Below are 16,595 nucleotides of genomic sequence, written 5' to 3'. Positions count from 1 at the left end.
ATCGTCACGGCGTTCACGGCAGAGCCGCAAACGTTCTTCCGTAAACGTTTACGAGAACACACCCGATGGCGTAGAATGTCAATTGGCCGGCTGTGAAAAATCGTGGCGTCGGCTTGGCCCGGAGAGCAGCCGGTGCTAGCCAAGCAAGGGGGAGAACTGTCCTTTGGCGTCCAGTATTCACGACCTTGCACGTCACCTGAATATTTCCATCGGCACGGTGTCGCGCGCGCTCAACGGCCGCGCCGACGTCAATGCCGACACGCGCCAGCGCGTGCTCGATGCGGCCAAGAAGCTGAACTATTCACCGAACCAGTCCGGCCGCAGCCTGCGGCGCGGCGCCACCCATTCGATCGCCTTCATGCTGCAGCCGCATCCGGGCGACCAGGAATATGGCGAGCCGTTCTTCATTCCGTTCCTGACCGGGTTGCAGGCCAAGCTCGCCGAAAGCGGCCTTGACCTGATCGTAGTGATGGGCGCGCCGGGCGACTATCAGCAGGAGCGCCTGCGCCGTGTCGTCGAGACCCGCAGGGCGGATGCCGTAGTGCTGGCCTGGACGCGGCGCGAGGACGAGCGCATCGACTATCTGACCCAGGCTGGTTTCCCGTTCGCGACGCTCGGCCGCAGCCGCTCCGGCGGCGATTCCTATCCCTCGCTCGACCTCGATTTCGAAAAAGCCGGGGCTGACGCGGTCGATCGTCTCGTCGCGCGCGGTCACCGCCGCATCGCCGCCATCCGCCCGTCGCTCGACCTCAATTTCGGCTATCTGTTCCTCGCCGGCTATCGCAAGGCGTTGCGGCGGCACGGCATCGAGTTCGACCCCGAGTTGATCGCCGACGGCTTCATCAACGAGGCCGGCGGCTACGCCGTGACGCCGAAGGTCATGCACTCCAAGGACCCGCCGACGGCCATCATCTTCAACAACGACGCGATGGCGCTTGGCGGCTGCAAGGCTCTGGCCGAGGCGGGCATCAGGCCCGGCCACGACGTTGCGGTGATCGTCATCGTCGACACCCCGCTCTGCCGCTATTTTTCCCCGGCGCTGACCGGCTTCCGCCCGGCGCTCGAGCCGATGGGCGAGCGGTTGGCCGAAATGCTGCTGGCATCGATCCCGGCTTACGCCGGCGCCGAAGGCGCACGCATCATCCGTGAAGTCTGGCCGCTGGAACTGATCGCGCGCGACAGCGATTGAATCGCGGCGCTCACTGAGCAGGCTCAGATTGATCAAGACCCCCGCGCTCGCGCTCCGGCGTTGCGACCAGCGAGGCAGCGGCGGCGTTGGCGGCGCCAAGTGCCGCCTCGACGGGCTCTCCACGCGCAAGCCACGCCGCAAAGGCGCCGACGAATTCATCACCGGCACCGTGGGTGCTGACCACCTCCACCGGCATCGCCGGCAAGGCGAATGCCTGGCCGTCGCGGTCGCGATAGGCAACGCCCTCGCCGCCGGCCGTGACGATTGCAGCCGGATAGAAACCGACGAGCATGCCAGCCGCCTTCGTAGCACCCTCGAGCGTGTCGACGACCGAAACGCCGGCCAGGAACTCCGCCTCGATGGCGTTGACGATGACGATGTCGGTCAGCGCGATCAGTTCGGCTGTCAGCTTTCGCGCCGGCGCCGCATTGAGAACGACGCGGCCGCCATGCGCCTTCACCGCTCGCGCCGCGGCAATGTTGGCGGCTTCCGGTACCTCGTTTTGCAGCAGCAGAACCGCCGTTTGCGCGATCAACTCGGCCGCCTCAATAATGTCCTTTTCGCCGAGAGTGAGATTGCTGCCCGAGACGATCACCGCGCCATAGTCGCCGCTGTCGTCGAAAATCGCTACGCTCATGCCCGAGCCGGCGCCCGAAGCCACTCCCACGAAGCGCTGGTCGACGCCGTTGCGATCGAGATTGTCGAGAAGCGCGCGGCCGAAATCATCGTCGCCGACAGCTCCGATCATCGCCGCACGCACGCCGGCCCGCGCTGCCGACACCGCCTGGTTGCTGCCCTTGCCGCCGCATTTCGGATGCCAGGCATGGCCGGTGACCGTTTCGCCCTTGCGCGGGCGATTGGGGGCTTCGACCATGATATCGTAATGCAGGCTGCCGAATACGGTCACCAGCGGCCGAGGAGCCGTCATGTGCCCCACACCTTCATGAGCCGCTTGCCTTTCATGAGTTCTTGTCTTTCCGTTTCGACGTCACGGCAGACATGGTGCGGCCGAGATTGCGCTCCGCCGCCTGGTAGTCGCGTTGCGCGACCGCGACGAACAGCGCGTCGAGAATGTTGAGCTGGGCAATGCGCGCGGCTGCGTTCTCACCCATCAACGGCGAGCCTTGGGCGGTCGAGCAAAGCACGATGTCGGCGACGGCTGCCAATGGCGAGTTGTCATAGTTGGTGATGGCCAGCGTGCGCGCGCCGCTTTTGCGCGCAAGTTGGATGGCGTCGATAACAGCGCTCGTGTTGCCTGAATGCGAGAAGCCGACGGCGATGTCGTCGGCGCCGAGCAGCGAGGCCGACATCAACATCATGTGCGAATCGTCGTAGACAGAGGTGCGGATGCCGATGCGCAGGAATTTATGCGAGACGTCGCGTGCGATCTGCGCCGAGCCGCCGACGCCGTAGAAATCGCGATTCCTGGCGCGGTAAAGCAGATCGGCGGCACGGTCGAAATCGTCCATGTCGAGGATGGCGAGCGTCTCCTCCAGCGCCTGGATGGAGGTGCGGAACACCTTCTGCACGATCTCGGCCGAACTGTCGTCCACCGACAGCTCCTGATGCATCTCGGCGGTCGGCAGGCGGCTGTATTCATAGACCGCCGTGCGAAAGTCGCGATAGCCGGAAAAACCCAGCTTCTTGGCGATCTTGACCACCATCGCCTCCGAGACACCGGCCTCCTCGGCGATCTGCTTGAGCGGTATGGTCTCGTCGAAGCCGCGCCGTCCGAAGACCGTTTCAACCACCTTCGCCTCGAGCGGCGTCAGATGCGGCATCATCATGCGAATGCGCGGTCCTACTGCTTTCAGGTCCAGCCCGGTCAAGGTCATCCACGTCCCCTCGTCACGCGATCGATAAGCATCGCGGCGAGGATTATAAGGCCAGTTGCCAGGAGCTGATAGAAGGACTGCACGTTCATCAGCGTCAGGCCGTTGCGCATGCTGCCAAGGATGATGGCACCCAGGATGGTGCCGACGACGCTGCCCTTGCCGCCCATCAGCGAGGCGCCGCCGATCGCCGCCGCTGCTATGGCGTCGAGCTCCCAGAGATTGCCCAGAATGGGTTCGGCCGCACCCAGCCGGCCGATCAGGATCTGCGCTGCAAGCGCTGCCAGCAGGCCCGAGATCATATAGGCGGCGATCTTGGTGCGGGCGATCGGCACGCCGGCTATGTAGGCCGCCTCCTCATTGCCGCCGACGGCGAGCAGAAATTCGCCAAACGGCGTCTTCTTGAGGATGATCCAGGCAATCAGCGCGACCACGGCCACGATGATGACCGCCAACGGCAATCCGAACAGCGAGCCATTGAAGATGGCACGGAAGCCGGCAGGCAGGCCGAGCACCGGATTGCCGCCGGTATAGATCAGCGCCAGCGCCCGGTAGGTGCTGAGCGTTCCCAGCGTGACGATGAAGGGCTGCAGCCCGACATAGGCGACCAGCACGCCGTTGAGCAGTCCGCAGGCAAGGCCGATGGCGAAGCCGGCGGCGATGGCCAGCGGAAACGGCACACCGGCAACCAGCATCGAGGCCGAGATGACCGCCGAAAGCGCTGCCGTCGGCCCGACGGACAGGTCGATGCCGCCCGAGATGATGACCAGCGTCATGCCCAACGCCAGGCAGGCATTGATGCTCGACTGCTGCAGGATGTTGATCAGGTTGCGCTCGGCAAAGAAGCCGGGGACCAGCGCCCCGAAGACGGCAAGGATCACCACCAGGCCGATCAGCGTGCCGGCGTCGCGCACGGAAAACCGGTGCAGGAAATCTGCCCTTGGGCGCGCTGCTGTGTGTTGGGCTATATCGGTCATCCGCTGGTCCTGTCCGTTATGCACCGGCCCGATGGCCTTGCGCCTTGCCGGTCTCAATCTCCGTTTGGGGTATGGCGTGCGCGGCGATCGCGTGTTCGCTGAGACTTGCGCGGTCCAGTTCGGCGGCGACCGTGCCGTCGCGCATGACCAGCACGCGGTCGGCGACCCGGATCACCTCGGGGAGTTCTGACGACACGACGATTACCGAATGGCCTTCGGCGGCGAGTTCCTCGATCAGGTGGTAGATCTCCGCCTTGGCGCCGACATCGATGCCGCGCGTCGGCTCGTCGAACAGAAGGATCCGCGTTCCCGCCGCCAGCCAGCGGCCGATGATCGCTTTCTGCTGGTTGCCGCCGCTGAACAGGCGGATCGGCCGGTCGAGCAGGAACGGCCTGAGATTGACCCGCTTCATCTTCTCGGCCGCGACCCGTTTCAGCCTTTTGTGATCGATGACGCCGCGCGGCGCGAACACGCCCATCGAGGCCAGCGCCATGTTGCTGGAGATCGACCGCAACGGCACGATGCCTTCGCGCTTGCGCTCCTCCGGCACCAGGCCGATGCCGGCCGCGATGGCGTCGCGCGGACTGGAAAGCTTTACCGCCTTGCCGTCGATCTCTATTGCGCCTGATGAGGCCCGGTCGGCGCCGGCCAGCAGCCGCAGCAGTTCGGTGCGGCCGGACCCGACCAGGCCGGCAATGCCCAACACCTCGCCGTGATGCAGGTCGAACGAAACGTCACGGACCTTGGTTGCCGAGGCGAGGCCACGCACGCTCAGCCTGATCTCGGGGGAAGCATGCGAGCGGTGTTGTTCCTGGGCAAGCTCGCGGCCGACCATCATCGAAACGACGGCCTTTTCCGACACCTGCGCGAGATCGACGGTTTCGACCACAACGCCGTCGCGCATGACAGTGGCGCGCTCGCAGATGCCGAACACCTCGTCCAGCTTGTGCGAGACATAGATGACGGCGACACCGTCGCGTGCCAGACCGGCAATGACTTCCGCCAGCCGTTCGAACTCGCTCGGCGTGAGGCTCGACGTCGGCTCGTCCATCGCCACGATCCTGGCGCGGTCGAGCAGCGCCCGGGCGATCTCGACGATCTGCCGCTGCGCCACCTTCAGCGAGCCAAGCGGGGCTGCCGGATCGATGGTCGGGTCGATGGCGGCCAGCGCTTCCGCAGCGCGGCTTTCCTGCTCGCGCCGTGCGACGAAGACGCCGCCGCGCGTCAACGGATGGCCGAGGAACATGTTCTGGGCGACGCTGAGGCGTGGCACCTGCTGTAATTCCTGATGGATCATCGCCACGCCCGCGGCGCGTGCGGCGACCGGATTGTTCAGCGTCACCGGCTTGCCGTCGATCAGCACGCTTCCCGCCGTCGGTCGGTAGACGCCTGACAGTATGCGCAGCAGCGTCGATTTGCCGGCGCCGTTTTCACCGAGCAGGCCATGGATCTCGCCGGCGCCGACCGAAAACGACACGTCGCTCAGCGCCCGCACAGCCGGAAACTCTTTGGAAATGCCCTCGAATTGCAGCCGCGCTGACATTGCTTCGGTTCTCCAGGCAAGGTGCCGACCCAAGGCCGGCACCTGCCGGCCCTGCTCTACTGGCCCGCTGCCGCGTCCTCGAGCAGCGCCTTGCGCACGGCGTCGCCGGCGCCAGAGTAACGGTCGGCATTGTCCTTGGTGATCAGCGCCTGCGGCGTGGCGACGACGCGCGGCAGCTTCTGCCCGGCCACCAGCCGCAGCGCAGATTCCAGCGCCACCTCGCCGGTCAGCACCGGGAACGAATCGACGGTGCCGGTCAGCTCGCCGGCGCGGATCGAGGCATAGGCGTCGGAGATCCCGTCGGTGCCGAAGACCGCAACCTTGTCCTGCAGCCCGGCAGCCTTGACCGCCTCGACGATGCCCAGCGCCATGCCGTCATTGTTGGCATAGAAGCCGATCAGATCGGGGTGCTGTTGCAGGATGTTGGTGGCCGCGTCGTAGGAGGTCTGGCGATCCCAGTTACCGGGGACGCTGGCGACGACGTCGAACTTGCCGGCCTCGGTGATCGTTGTCTTGAAACCATCGGTGCGCTGGACGGCGGCGTAGACGCCGGCCTGGCCTTCGACGATGGCGACCTTGCCGCCGTCCGGCCGGTTCTTGATGAACCATTTGGCGACGCGCACGCCGTTGTCGCGCTGGACATTACCGACATAATGCTCGGCCTGCGGGATGACCGCGTCGTTGACGTTGACCACCGGCACGTTGGCCGCCTTGGCCTGTTCCATGATCGGCTGCAGGTTGGAGTCGGTCTGCGGCGAGACGAGCAGCACGTTGTAGCCCTGTGTGACCAGGCCTTCGGCGATGGTGAGCTGACCGAGCTGGTCGCCCTCGCTCTGCGCTGCCTGGTAGACGACGGGCACGCCGGTGCGGTCGCCGAACGACTTGTAGCCCTCTCCCAGCGAGCGCCAGTATTCATTGGTCAGCGTCTTGGAGACCGCACCCGCCTTGGTACCCTCGGGCAGCTTGGGGAACGCACCGAACCTGGCCTCGAGCTGCGACCAGTCGATGCGATCCTTCTCGGTGTCGGAATTGAGCGGCGCGAGGTCCGCGGAAAAAGCCGAGCCGATGGACAGCGCCATCAGGGCAGCGGCAGCGGTGGCAAGTAGAAATTTCATGATCTTCCTCCCTTGTTGAAAAACGGTCTATGCCGCCGGCCTCAGCTGTCCGGCCCGAGCATGGCTTCCTGGATGATGGCCTGCGAGGCGACCGCGTCCTGACGGTCGACGGCAGTGGACAGCCGATTGTCCTTTTCCAGCCGATCGACGAAGCGCAGCATGCGCTTGACAGTCGCGATGTTGACTTCGCATTCGTGGACCGGGTCGAGCCCGGTCATGTCGGGGAACGTGTCGAAGTAGATGGCGCCGGCATAGCCGTCTCGACGGATCTGCCTGAGCAGCTCGATCGTCTGCAGCGTATGCACGGCCCCGACCATCAGGCCGTCGTCGCGCTTGGCGTAGCCGTCGTTGAGATGCACGCCGAGCAGCTTGCTGTGTCGCGCCACGAGTGCTGCGGCAAAGGCCGGCTGCTCGTCGGCATAGAGCACATGGGCGAAATCGAGCGTCACGCCGAGATTTGGCAGGCCGATCTCGCGGATCGCCAGCAATGTAGTCGCCGCATCTGGCATCAGGCTGTAGGAGCGCGGCTCGTTGGGTTTGTATTCAAGGCTGATTTGGCAGCCCGGATCATGCGCCGCAACTTCACGAATGCCATCGATTTCGTGTTGCCAGAGCGCTGCGTAGTCCACCTGGAAGGCATAGTCGAAGCCATCCTGCCCGAGCCACAAGGTCATCAGGCTGGCGCCCGCCTCGCGGGTGGCGTCGATGCCGGCCTTGGTCAGGTCGATGGCTTCGCGGCGAATGGCAGGATCCGGGTTGGTGAAGGCGCCGAGCTTGAAAGCCGGATTGGAATAGTAGCGCATGGCGAAACCATTGATGGAAAGCCCGATATCGCCGAGTTTGCGCGCTATTTCCGCAGGCTTTTCATCGACATGGTCGGGGTAGTTGAGGTCGAGATCGGTCAACTCCGCAACCTTCGCCGCACGTGCCGCCATTTGCAGCATGGACGGTTTGCCGACAAGATCGGGCCACTCGGACTGTGGCCGCGAGGCAAAGGAATTGAGGCGGGTGGCGAAACGATAGGCAGTCATCGGGGACCTTTCATTGTCATAACTTTACATTATAACGATTATTTGTAAAGTCGTTAATTGCTCGCTCGGCGACGACGAATTCGCCATACCCAGGCCAGTTGCGACCATGGGGGACAAGCGAGCGCGGCACTGTCACGCAAGTATCATGTTCGCGTCCTAGATCGCTTCTCCGAAGGCTTTCGCGGCATCCTCGATGCCACGCGGCGCTTTTTCAGATCCCGGCAGCTTTGTCTCAAAAGAGGATATCCATGAAAAACCTGCACCGAACCGCGTCCCTCGCCGTCGCGCTGGCGATGTTCACCGCCTTGACCCCGGCCTTGGCTGAAAACGCCGCGACCGTCGGCGGCGTCAGCTTCGTCAACAAGGGCCTGGTCGGTGTCGGCCGCATCCCGGCCAGCCAGAAGGACAAGTTCGGCGAGACGTTTGGCTCGGGCTCGGGTATGTCGATCGACGCTGCCGGCTGGACGCGTGGCGCCGATGGCTATAAGGGCTCGCTGTGGCTGCTGCCGGATCGCGGCTACAATGTCGTCGGCACCACCGATTACCGTCCGCGCCTCAACACGATCGCCCTCGAGTTCGCGCCGATCGCGCCGGGTGCGGCACCGGCCACCGGCCAGGAACAATCGGGCCTCACCGCGACGCTTGCCGACACCATGCTTTTGACCGACGACAAGGGTACCGACGCAACCGGCCTCGATCCGCTCAACGGCGTGCGTGCCGCGACCGACGACATGCCGATCCTGCCCGAAGCCAACGGCAAGCTCGCGCTCGATGACGAAGCGATCGCACGGCTGCCCGACGGCACGATGTTCATCTCGGACGAATACGGTCCGAACATCTACCGCTTCTCCGCCGATGGGCGTCTGATGTCGGCAACGCAGCCGCCGGCGGCGCTTGTCCCGATGCGTCACGGGACGCCAAACTTTGCTTCCAACAATCCGGGACCTGGCGCGGCAGACCCAGATCCGAAGGATCCCGAAACCGGCCGTCAGAACAACCAGGGCCTCGAAGGCATGGCGCTGACGCCGGACGACAAGTTCCTGATTGCCGTGCTGCAGTCGGCCCCAAGGCAGGATGGCGGCGATTCCGCCTCGACGCGCCAGAACACGCGCGCGCTGGTCTACGATGCCTCGGATCCCGGCCAGCTCAAGCTCGCGCATGAATATGTCGTGCCGCTGCCGGTGTTCACCGATGCCAAGGGCAAAACCAAGATCGCCGCGCAGAGTGAAATCGTGGCGCTGTCGGACAAGACCTTCCTGATGCTGGCGCGCGACAGCGGCAATGGCCAGGGGCTGAAGGGCGACACTTCGCTCCATCGCGAGATCAGCGTCGTCGATGTGTCGGCGGCAACCGATATCGCCGGCACAGAGTTCGACAAGGACAAGCCACTGGCACCCAAGGGTGAGCTCGATCCATCGGTGACGCCGGCCAAGCTGACGCCGTTCATCGATATCAACGACAAGTCCGAGCTCGGCCGCTTCGGGTTGCACAATGGCGCGCCCAACGACCGCAACAACCTTTCGGAGAAATGGGAGGCGATGTCGGTGGTGAGCGTCCTCGATCCAAAGCTGCCCGACGACTATTTCCTGTTCGTCGCCAATGACAATGACTTCCTCACGCAGGACGGCTTCCAGGTCGGCGCGGCCTACAAGGCCGAGGATGGCGCCGATGTCGACACCATGTTCCTGGTCTATCAGGTCACGCTCCCAGGCCTCGCCAAGAAGTAGCGGCACCCACTCAGGCGGACGCGCGGAACGCGTCCGCCTGAGCTGGCGCGATTGAGCGGTCGTGCCCTTCAGTTGCGGCTCGCCCGCGCAAGGACGGTGTCCTAGTGCGTTGCAAAACCTGCGACTGACGATCCAGTCGAAGGCACTTACCTCAACATCTCCGCGTCCTTTGGCACGCCGGCATCGATCGGCTCGGCCGTCCTGTTCGACACGGCGGCGATCTTCCCGGCGGCCGACAGGTTCGGGCGCACGAAGACCGGCGCGACGCCGTCGACGCGGCTGTAGAGGTCGATAATGTCCTGATTCATGAAGCGCACACAGCCGGAGGAAGCGTTCTTCCCAATGGAATCCCACTCCGGCGTGCCGTGCAGCCTATACATCGTGTCCTTGCCGTCACGGAAGAGATACAGCGCGCGGGCACCAAGCGGGCTCTGCGGGCCGGGCGGCATGCCGTCCTTGTATTTCGCCAGTTCCGGCCGGCGTTGGATCATTTCCGGCGGCGGCGTCCAGACCGGCCACTTCTTTCTCGCCTGAACCACGGCGCTGCCGGTCCATCCGAAACCGGCCTTGCCGAGGCTGACGCCATAGCGAATTGCCTTGCCGCCGTCGCGCACCAGATAGAGGAAGTGCTCGGAAGTATCGACGACGATCGTGCCGGGTTTTTCTCCAGTCGGGTCGGCCACGATTTGCCGCACGAATTTCGGATCGACCTTGGCTACCGGGATTGCCGGCAGTTGATAGCCCTCGTCGATGCGCGCGGCATACATGCTTGCGGCATCGCCGAAAGCCGGATCGCTTGGTGCCGCGGGCACCGGCGCCGCCACGTCCGTCGTAGTGCACGACGAAAGAGCCACGGAGGCCGCGCCCAGAGCGGATGCACCAAGAAAGGCGCGCCGGTTCAGGCGCTCAAAAAACAACGGAATATCGGACATGAGCCCCCCGGCTTACCCATGAGATCCAGGAAAATGCGGCCCCACGCGTGCGGGATCAATATACGATTCCGGAAGGTTTGAGAAATGCTTAGATCAAGGCACACCAGGCGGAATTTGCAGCGCCGCATCGACCTCTCCCGTTAAATCGGCAATCATTGCGGACTCAAGACAAGCCTTCGCCGAGTTGCCTGCCATGGACGACAACATGCCCCAGCGCCGGCAGACCGGCGACCTCACCAGTGGGCCTATCCCGCGCACCCTTTTGCTGTTTGCCCTGCCGGTGCTCGGCTCCAATGTGCTGCAGTCGCTCAACGGCTCGATAAATGCCGTGTGGGTCGGCCGTTTCCTCGGTGAAGCGGCGCTGACCGCCACGTCCAATGCCAACCTCGTGCTGTTTCTCATCCTCGGCACCGTCTTCGGCATCGGCATGGCGGCGACCATCCTGGTCGCACAATCCGTCGGCGCTCGTGACCTGCCCGAAGCCCGGCGCATCGTCGGAACCAGCGCCACCTTCTTCTTCCTCGTCTCGGTGGTGTTCGCGGTCTGCGGCTGGATCTGGGTCGATGCGATCCTCGATGCGCTCGGCACGCCGGCCGACGCGTTGCCGCTGGCGCGCTCCTATCTGCGCATCATCTTCCTCGCCGTGCCGATGATGAACCTGCTGTCCTTCGTCATGACGGTGCTGCGCGGCGCCGGCGATTCGCGCACGCCTTTCCTGTTCATGGCGCTGGCCGTCATGCTCGACGTCGTTTTGAACCCGTTGCTCATCCTCGGCATCGGCCCGTTCCCCGAACTCGGCATCGCCGGCTCGGCCACCTCGACGCTGATCGGCCAGACGGTAAGCGTGGTTGCCATCCTGATCGTGCTTTATGCGCGCAAGCACCCGCTGCGGCTGGCCGGCCCTAATCTCGCTCTGCTGCGGCCGGACCCGGCGCTGCTGCGCATCGTCGTCTTCAAGGGCGTGCCGATGGGCCTGCAGATGATCGTCGTTTCGGCCGCGGCGCTGACGGTGATGGGCATGGTCAACTCGTACGGCTCGCAGGTCGCGGCTGCCTACGGCATAGCCGCACAGCTCTGGACCTATATCCAGATGCCGGCGCTCGCCATCGGCGCCGCGGTGTCGTCCATGGCGGCGCAAAATGTCGGCGCCAGGCGCTGGGACCGGATTGGACGCATCGCCACCTCCGGCGTCGGCTTCAACCTTGTGCTCACCGGGATGCTCGTCGCGCTGCTGTTCGTATTCGATCGCGCGGTGCTCAGCCTCTTCCTTGGCAGCGACAGTGCAGCAATCGACATCGCCACTCACATCAACAAGATCGCGTCGTGGTCCTTCATCCTGTTCGGCATCACCATCGTGCTCTTCGCCACCGTGCGTGCCACCGGCGCGGTGATGCCGCCGCTGATCATCCTGGTGATCTCGGTGCTGCTGGTGCGCACCAGCTTCGCCTATTTCTTCCGAAGCGTGATCGGCGAGGAAGCTCTGTGGTGGAGCTTTCCGGCTGGCTCTATAACCTCGCTCGTGCTGGCCGCGGCCTATTATCGCTTCGGCCGCTGGCGCAGCCTGCACATGATCGAGAGCCGGCCGGCTGCCGGCGAACCGCCGGATACCGGCCTCGGCGTACCGCGCCAGCGCGCGCACCTTTCGCCCGAGACACCGAACGGCTGAAAGGTCGGCTCAGCGCGCGTATTTCGCGCCAAACCCGAGAGCGACCAGGGAAAAGACGACAATCATGCCGGCAAAGGCCACGCTTGCCGCGGTCGCACCTGCCACCGTCGACAGAACGCCGATGCCGATGACCGGCAGCGCGTTGCCGCAAAAACAGCAGATGAAGAAGGCCGAGACGACTTCGGCGCGCCGGTCCGCCGGCGCGATCTCGTTCACCACTTGCAAGCCGCCGCGATAGCCGAGCGCTGCCGCCACGCCGCACAAGGCGGTGCCGGCAATCATTATGGTCATCGAGGCGAAGACCTGCGCCGCAACAATCAGCGCGACGGTTGGGATCATCAGCGCAAGCGCCGCGAACATCGCGGCTCGGCTCGAAAGACGCGCCGTCGCTACAATGGTGGCGGCCGTCACGATCGCCAATTCAAAGAACAGAGCGCCGGCTTCGGCATGGTTGGTTACCTGCAGTTGCTGCGCCAAAATGCTCGGTGCGAGTGCTGCATAAAAGCCGACCAGCGCCATTGCGCCAAAGCCTGTCACCGCCGGCGCAACGAAATTTGCGCGGATGGCATCGGGCACGGAAAGGCGCGGCCGCATCGAAACGTCAGCCAGTTTCCCCGGCCGCGAAACGGTTTCCCGCGTGCGCCAGACCAGCAGGGTTACAGTCGCGAGGATCGCCAGGTAGACGACGAATGTCAGCCTGAGCGGCCAAGGCGCGTATTCGGCGAGCAACCCGGCTCCCAGCGCACCGAGGCCGAGGCCGAGAAAATTGGTGCTGGTGGCAATCGTCGCCGCCTGTGACTTGTCGTCGGTCGGGAGCAATTCGGCGAGCCAGGCGGTGCCGGTGCCCGCGCCGACGCCGATTCCCAGTCCGCTCAGAATTCGGGCGATGTCGAGCCATGCGACATTTTCGGCGAACAGGAAAACCACCGCGCTGACCACGGCCACCGCCATCCCGGCCAATGCCATTGGACGGCGCCCGATGACATCGGACACACGCCCCAACATCAGCAGCGCCGCCAGATTGCCGATGACATAGACGGCGTAGACCAGCGTCAAAGTGATCTGTGAGAAGCCGAAGACCTGCTTGTAGATGATGTAAAGCGGCGTCAGCGCCGTGCTGCCGGCGAAAAGAGCCGCGATCATAGCGGCCACGGTGGCCGCTGCAGCGCGGCCGCCGAGTTCGTAATCGCGCGTCATGACTTGAGCGTGAGCGGTCATTTTTTCGACCTTTTGCTGTTCGGGATCTGACATCCTAACGCCTTTTTCGCGTCAGCCGTTCCCCCTCCCCGGCTTGCTCCTGACAAGTTTGGCAGCTTTGCCGATGGCGCTGAGCGAGATCCTCTTTTAACTTCAGCGGATTGTCAGGGGAGATTCATGGGCAAGGGACGAGTCGAGGCATTCACCGATGGCGTGGTCGCCATCATCATCACCATCATGGTGCTGGAATTGAAGGTGCCGCATGGCGAGGATTTTTCCGCGCTGGCACCACTCTGGCCGATCTTCCTCAGCTATGTGCTGTCCTTCATCAATGTCGGCATCTACTGGAACAATTTGCACAACATGTTCCATACCGTGCAGCGGGTCGACGGCCGCGTGCTGTGGGCGAACCTCAACCTGCTGTTCTGGCTATCGCTGATGCCGGCGACGACAGCCTTCATGGGTGAGAACCATTTCGCGCCGGTGCCGGTTGCCGTCTATGGCGTCGACCTGGCGCTCTGCGCCATCGGCTTCAACATCCTCACCATGGCCCTGCATCGACTGCACGGCAACGAGACCCTTTTCGCCAGGGCGTTGGGCAATGACCTCAAGGGAAAGATCTCGCTGGTCCTCTATCTTTCCGCCATCGCGCTGACCTTCGTCAATCACTGGATCGGTGTCTCGATCTATGTCCTGGTGGCGATGATCTGGTTCGTGCCGGACAGGCGCTTCGAGCGGCTGATCGAGAAATAGGCCCCGTCTAGCCTCGCATTGCTTTCAGCTTTTCCGCTACCGACGCGGCAAGGTCGGCGTAGCGCTCCTCCAGCCGCTCGGCCGCCTTGATCACTGAAAAATCATGGCCGAATTTTTCCAGCGCCATACGCAGCTTTTCGACGAATTCGGCCTGTTTTTCGAGCGCCGAAAACAGCGTCATAACTTGCGCTTCGCTGATGTCGGGATTGGCGAGCATCTGCGGTACCTCGCGGCTCATCTGGTCGCCGGTGGCGGTCTGTTCTTTCAGGATCTCGATCCAGTCGGTCAATCGTCAGGTCTCCTTTTTCGATATCAGCATGCGCAGCGCCCGCCGATGCGGTCAACCCGAAGATGCCGGGACCGGCTTGCGCGAGCCTTTTTCCGCGCTAAGTTCGCCGCGGCCAGAACAGGAGAAAATCATGACCACCGACGCCGAGATCCAGACCGCCCTGCCTGCACTTGCCTCCGGCAATGTCGCCGTCATTACCGGCGCGGCCAGCGGCATCGGCCTTGCCGCCGCCAAACGGCTGGCGGCGATGGGCATGAAGATCGTGCTGGCCGATATCGGCGGCGAACGCCTTGATGAGGCTGCCCGCGCCGTCGCTGCTATCGGCGGGCAGAGCGCCGTACTTGCCGTCGCCACCGATGTCTCGAGGGCCGAAGACCTCGACCGGCTGGCCGAACGGACATCCGGCACTTTCGGCGACGTCTCGCTGCTGATGAACAATGCCGGCGTCGGCAACAACCCCGGCAAGCCCTGGGAGAACCGTGACGCCTGGAAGCGACTGCTGGACATCAATTTCTGGGGCGTCGTCCATGGCGTCGAGGCCTTCGCGCCGCGCATGCTGGCGGCGGGAAAGCCCGGCCTGATCGTCAACACCGGCTCCAAGCAAGGCATTACCACGCCGCCTGGCAACCTCGCCTACAACGTCTCCAAGGCTGGCGTGAAGACCTATACCGAGGGCTTTGCACACGCGCTGCGCAACGAGCCCGGCGCCAATGTCGCGGCGCATTTGCTCATTCCCGGGTTCACTTTTACCGGCCTGACCGAAGGTGCGACCGAAAAGCCGGCCGGCGCCTGGACCGGCGAGCAGGTCATCGACTTCATGCTGGCCTCGCTGCTGCGTGGCGATTTCTACATCCTGTGTCCCGATAACGAGGCGACCCGGCCCATGGACGAAAAGCGCATGGCCTGGGCAATTGGCGATATCATTGAGAACCGTCCTGCTCTGTCGCGCTGGCATCCGGACTACAAGGATGCTTTCGCGGCATTCATGACACGCAGCGCATGATCCCGAACCGAAGATCACCAGAGCAAAGAATCGGATCCGATCTTCGCAGGTATGCGCCGGACCTTTATATCACGCCGCTGCGTGCTTCTTCGTGTTCCGCTTCTTCGCCATGGCTTTCTCGGCTGCCAACTCGGCAAGCTTCTGATCATGCCGCTTCGCTGCCTGTTCGCATTTCTTGCGGATCTCTTCGACCTCGGTCTCAGTCAGGTGTTCGATACCGATGAAGGTGTTCTGGGCTGTGCTGACCCGGATCAATTCGTCGAGCTTCGCCTGGATCGCGGCGCCATCGCGGTTCTGGGTGTTCTGGATGAGAAACACCATCAGGAAGGTGACGACCGTCGTGCCGGTGTTGATGACGAGCTGCCAGGTGTCCGAAAAGCCGAACATCGGCCCGCTTGCCGCCCAGACGACGATGATCAGGAAACAGACGGCAAACGTCGGCGGCAGGCCGGCAAAATGGGCGACGTTGTTGGCGATCCTGGTGAAAAGCTTCTCAATCATTCAAACTCCCTCAACAGCCGGGCGACGAACCCGGACGGAAGCCGAGTTCATTGTGTCTGCAGAAACAGTTGGCAGCCGCTCCTGGTTCCCTCGTGGCGGAAGATCGCGGGTACATTGTTGGAGGAGCAGATCGCGCAGGCCGTCGGACCGCTTGCAGATACGCCCCGAAGTCAGGGGGCGCCGTTTTCCCAGCGGTCGAGGAAAGCCTCGATGGGCAAGGCCTGCATGTCGGGGACTGCCCTGGCCAGTTTCTCGACCGGCCAGTCCCACCAGGCAAGACGTTCGATCCGGGCCGCAGTTCCCGCGCTGAAGCGCTGCCGCAATGGCGTGGCCGGAACGCCGGCGACGATTGCATAGGCCGGCACGTCGCGCGTCACCACCGAGTTGGCACCGACGATCGCGCCATTGCCGATCGCCACGCCCGGCATGATCACGGCGCCATGGCCGATCCAGACATCGTGGCCGATGCTGACGGCTCTCGCCCGCCGCCGGTCGCGGAATGCCTGATCGACACCCAGCCAGCGGAAGTACTCGTTGGGCCGATAGCTGATTTTGTGCTGCGTCAGCCGCTCGACCGGATGCTCCAGCGCATTGATGCGGCTGTTGGCGGCGATCGAGCAGAATTTGCCGATCGTCGTATAGATCGCCTCGGCGTGGCGCTCGAAGTAGGAAAAGTCGCCGACCATCACCTCGCGCAGGATGACGCGCTCGCCGATCGACGCATAACGTCCAAGCTTGCACGCCTTCAGCTCCGCCGTCGGATGGATGCGCGGCTCGGGATCTTTTAGGACAAGGTGTTCAGGACGGTCCATGCGGGCGCTTTACGCCCGCGCGCAAAGT

16 protein-coding genes are annotated in these 16,595 nt (G+C 63.8%); 5 read left to right on the top strand and 11 right to left on the bottom strand.

Annotated features, from left to right (window positions below):
* Positions 1-163: 163 nt before the first annotated feature.
* Positions 164-1,189 carry a LacI family DNA-binding transcriptional regulator gene (locus NKJ81_RS02685; RefSeq protein ID WP_352539542.1) on the top strand — a complete coding sequence of 342 codons (1,026 nt, stop codon included), beginning with the start codon at positions 164-166 and terminating at the stop codon, positions 1,187-1,189.
* Between the two features lie 10 nt (positions 1,190-1,199).
* Here NKJ81_RS02685 and NKJ81_RS02680 read toward each other — a convergent pair whose 3' ends face one another.
* From NKJ81_RS02680 to NKJ81_RS02655, 6 genes are read right to left on the bottom strand one after another with little or no spacing between them, the layout of a single operon-like run.
* Positions 1,200-2,117: a ribokinase gene (locus NKJ81_RS02680; RefSeq protein ID WP_352539541.1), complete on the bottom strand. Its 918-nt coding sequence runs from the start codon at positions 2,115-2,117 to the stop codon at positions 1,200-1,202.
* 31 nt (positions 2,118-2,148) lie between these two features.
* The gene (locus tag NKJ81_RS02675; RefSeq protein ID WP_023721163.1) at positions 2,149-3,024 is read right to left on the bottom strand and encodes a MurR/RpiR family transcriptional regulator; all 876 of its coding nucleotides are present in this window, start codon (positions 3,022-3,024) and stop codon (positions 2,149-2,151) included.
* Positions 3,021-3,998 (bottom strand): ABC transporter permease, encoded by a 978-nt coding sequence (locus tag NKJ81_RS02670; protein WP_352539540.1) that lies wholly within the window; start codon positions 3,996-3,998, stop codon positions 3,021-3,023. The genes NKJ81_RS02675 and NKJ81_RS02670 overlap by 4 nt, the downstream gene beginning before the upstream one ends.
* A gap of 16 nt (positions 3,999-4,014) precedes the next feature.
* Complete coding sequence (locus tag NKJ81_RS02665; RefSeq protein ID WP_352539539.1) at positions 4,015-5,541, bottom strand: sugar ABC transporter ATP-binding protein; 1,527 nt, start codon at positions 5,539-5,541, stop codon at positions 4,015-4,017.
* A 56-nt stretch (positions 5,542-5,597) separates the two neighbouring features.
* Positions 5,598-6,656, bottom strand: a complete 1,059-nt coding sequence (locus NKJ81_RS02660; protein ID WP_352539538.1) for a sugar ABC transporter substrate-binding protein — start codon at positions 6,654-6,656, stop codon at positions 5,598-5,600.
* 41 nt (positions 6,657-6,697) lie between these two features.
* A complete protein-coding gene (locus NKJ81_RS02655) occupies positions 6,698-7,687 on the bottom strand; it encodes a TIM barrel protein (protein ID WP_352539537.1) in 990 nt (329 codons plus the stop codon).
* Positions 7,688-7,935: 248 nt separating this feature from the next.
* Here NKJ81_RS02655 and NKJ81_RS02650 point away from each other — a divergent pair, with 248 nt between their 5' ends.
* Positions 7,936-9,414: an esterase-like activity of phytase family protein gene (locus tag NKJ81_RS02650; RefSeq protein WP_352539536.1), complete on the top strand. Its 1,479-nt coding sequence runs from the start codon at positions 7,936-7,938 to the stop codon at positions 9,412-9,414.
* A 146-nt stretch (positions 9,415-9,560) separates the two neighbouring features.
* On the opposite strand, the gene NKJ81_RS02645 is transcribed toward NKJ81_RS02650, so the two are convergent.
* Complete coding sequence (locus NKJ81_RS02645; RefSeq protein WP_352471581.1) at positions 9,561-10,346, bottom strand: L,D-transpeptidase; 786 nt, start codon at positions 10,344-10,346, stop codon at positions 9,561-9,563.
* Positions 10,347-10,539: 193 nt separating this feature from the next.
* On the opposite strand from NKJ81_RS02645, the gene NKJ81_RS02640 reads away from it, so the two are divergent.
* On the top strand, positions 10,540-12,012 hold the full coding sequence (locus NKJ81_RS02640; protein WP_352539535.1) for an MATE family efflux transporter: 1,473 nt from the start codon (positions 10,540-10,542) through the stop codon (positions 12,010-12,012).
* 9 nt (positions 12,013-12,021) lie between these two features.
* Here the strand turns inward: NKJ81_RS02640 and NKJ81_RS02635 are convergent, their stop codons facing one another.
* Complete coding sequence (locus NKJ81_RS02635) at positions 12,022-13,230, bottom strand: MFS transporter (protein ID WP_352539534.1); 1,209 nt, start codon at positions 13,228-13,230, stop codon at positions 12,022-12,024.
* Positions 13,231-13,386: 156 nt separating this feature from the next.
* Here NKJ81_RS02635 and NKJ81_RS02630 point away from each other — a divergent pair, with 156 nt between their 5' ends.
* Positions 13,387-13,962, top strand: a complete 576-nt coding sequence (locus NKJ81_RS02630) for a TMEM175 family protein (RefSeq protein ID WP_023676740.1) — start codon at positions 13,387-13,389, stop codon at positions 13,960-13,962.
* A 7-nt stretch (positions 13,963-13,969) separates the two neighbouring features.
* Here the strand turns inward: NKJ81_RS02630 and NKJ81_RS02625 are convergent, their stop codons facing one another.
* Positions 13,970-14,251 (bottom strand): hypothetical protein, encoded by a 282-nt coding sequence (locus NKJ81_RS02625; RefSeq protein ID WP_023676741.1) that lies wholly within the window; start codon positions 14,249-14,251, stop codon positions 13,970-13,972.
* Between the two features lie 130 nt (positions 14,252-14,381).
* On the opposite strand from NKJ81_RS02625, the gene NKJ81_RS02620 reads away from it, so the two are divergent.
* The gene (locus NKJ81_RS02620) at positions 14,382-15,254 is read left to right on the top strand and encodes an SDR family NAD(P)-dependent oxidoreductase (RefSeq protein ID WP_352539533.1); all 873 of its coding nucleotides are present in this window, start codon (positions 14,382-14,384) and stop codon (positions 15,252-15,254) included.
* A gap of 69 nt (positions 15,255-15,323) precedes the next feature.
* On the opposite strand, the gene NKJ81_RS02615 is transcribed toward NKJ81_RS02620, so the two are convergent.
* The gene (locus NKJ81_RS02615; protein ID WP_031211766.1) at positions 15,324-15,755 is read right to left on the bottom strand and encodes a low affinity iron permease family protein; all 432 of its coding nucleotides are present in this window, start codon (positions 15,753-15,755) and stop codon (positions 15,324-15,326) included.
* Between the two features lie 170 nt (positions 15,756-15,925).
* A complete protein-coding gene (locus NKJ81_RS02610) occupies positions 15,926-16,567 on the bottom strand; it encodes a DapH/DapD/GlmU-related protein (protein ID WP_352471576.1) in 642 nt (213 codons plus the stop codon).
* Positions 16,568-16,595: the final 28 nt, after the last annotated feature.

Source organism: Mesorhizobium sp. M0018, from assembly GCF_040323955.1.
In the GTDB taxonomy this organism is placed as follows: domain Bacteria; phylum Pseudomonadota; class Alphaproteobacteria; order Rhizobiales; family Rhizobiaceae; genus Mesorhizobium.
Note: the sequence above shows the minus strand (reverse complement) of the source record. Positions and strands in the feature narration are given on the sequence as shown.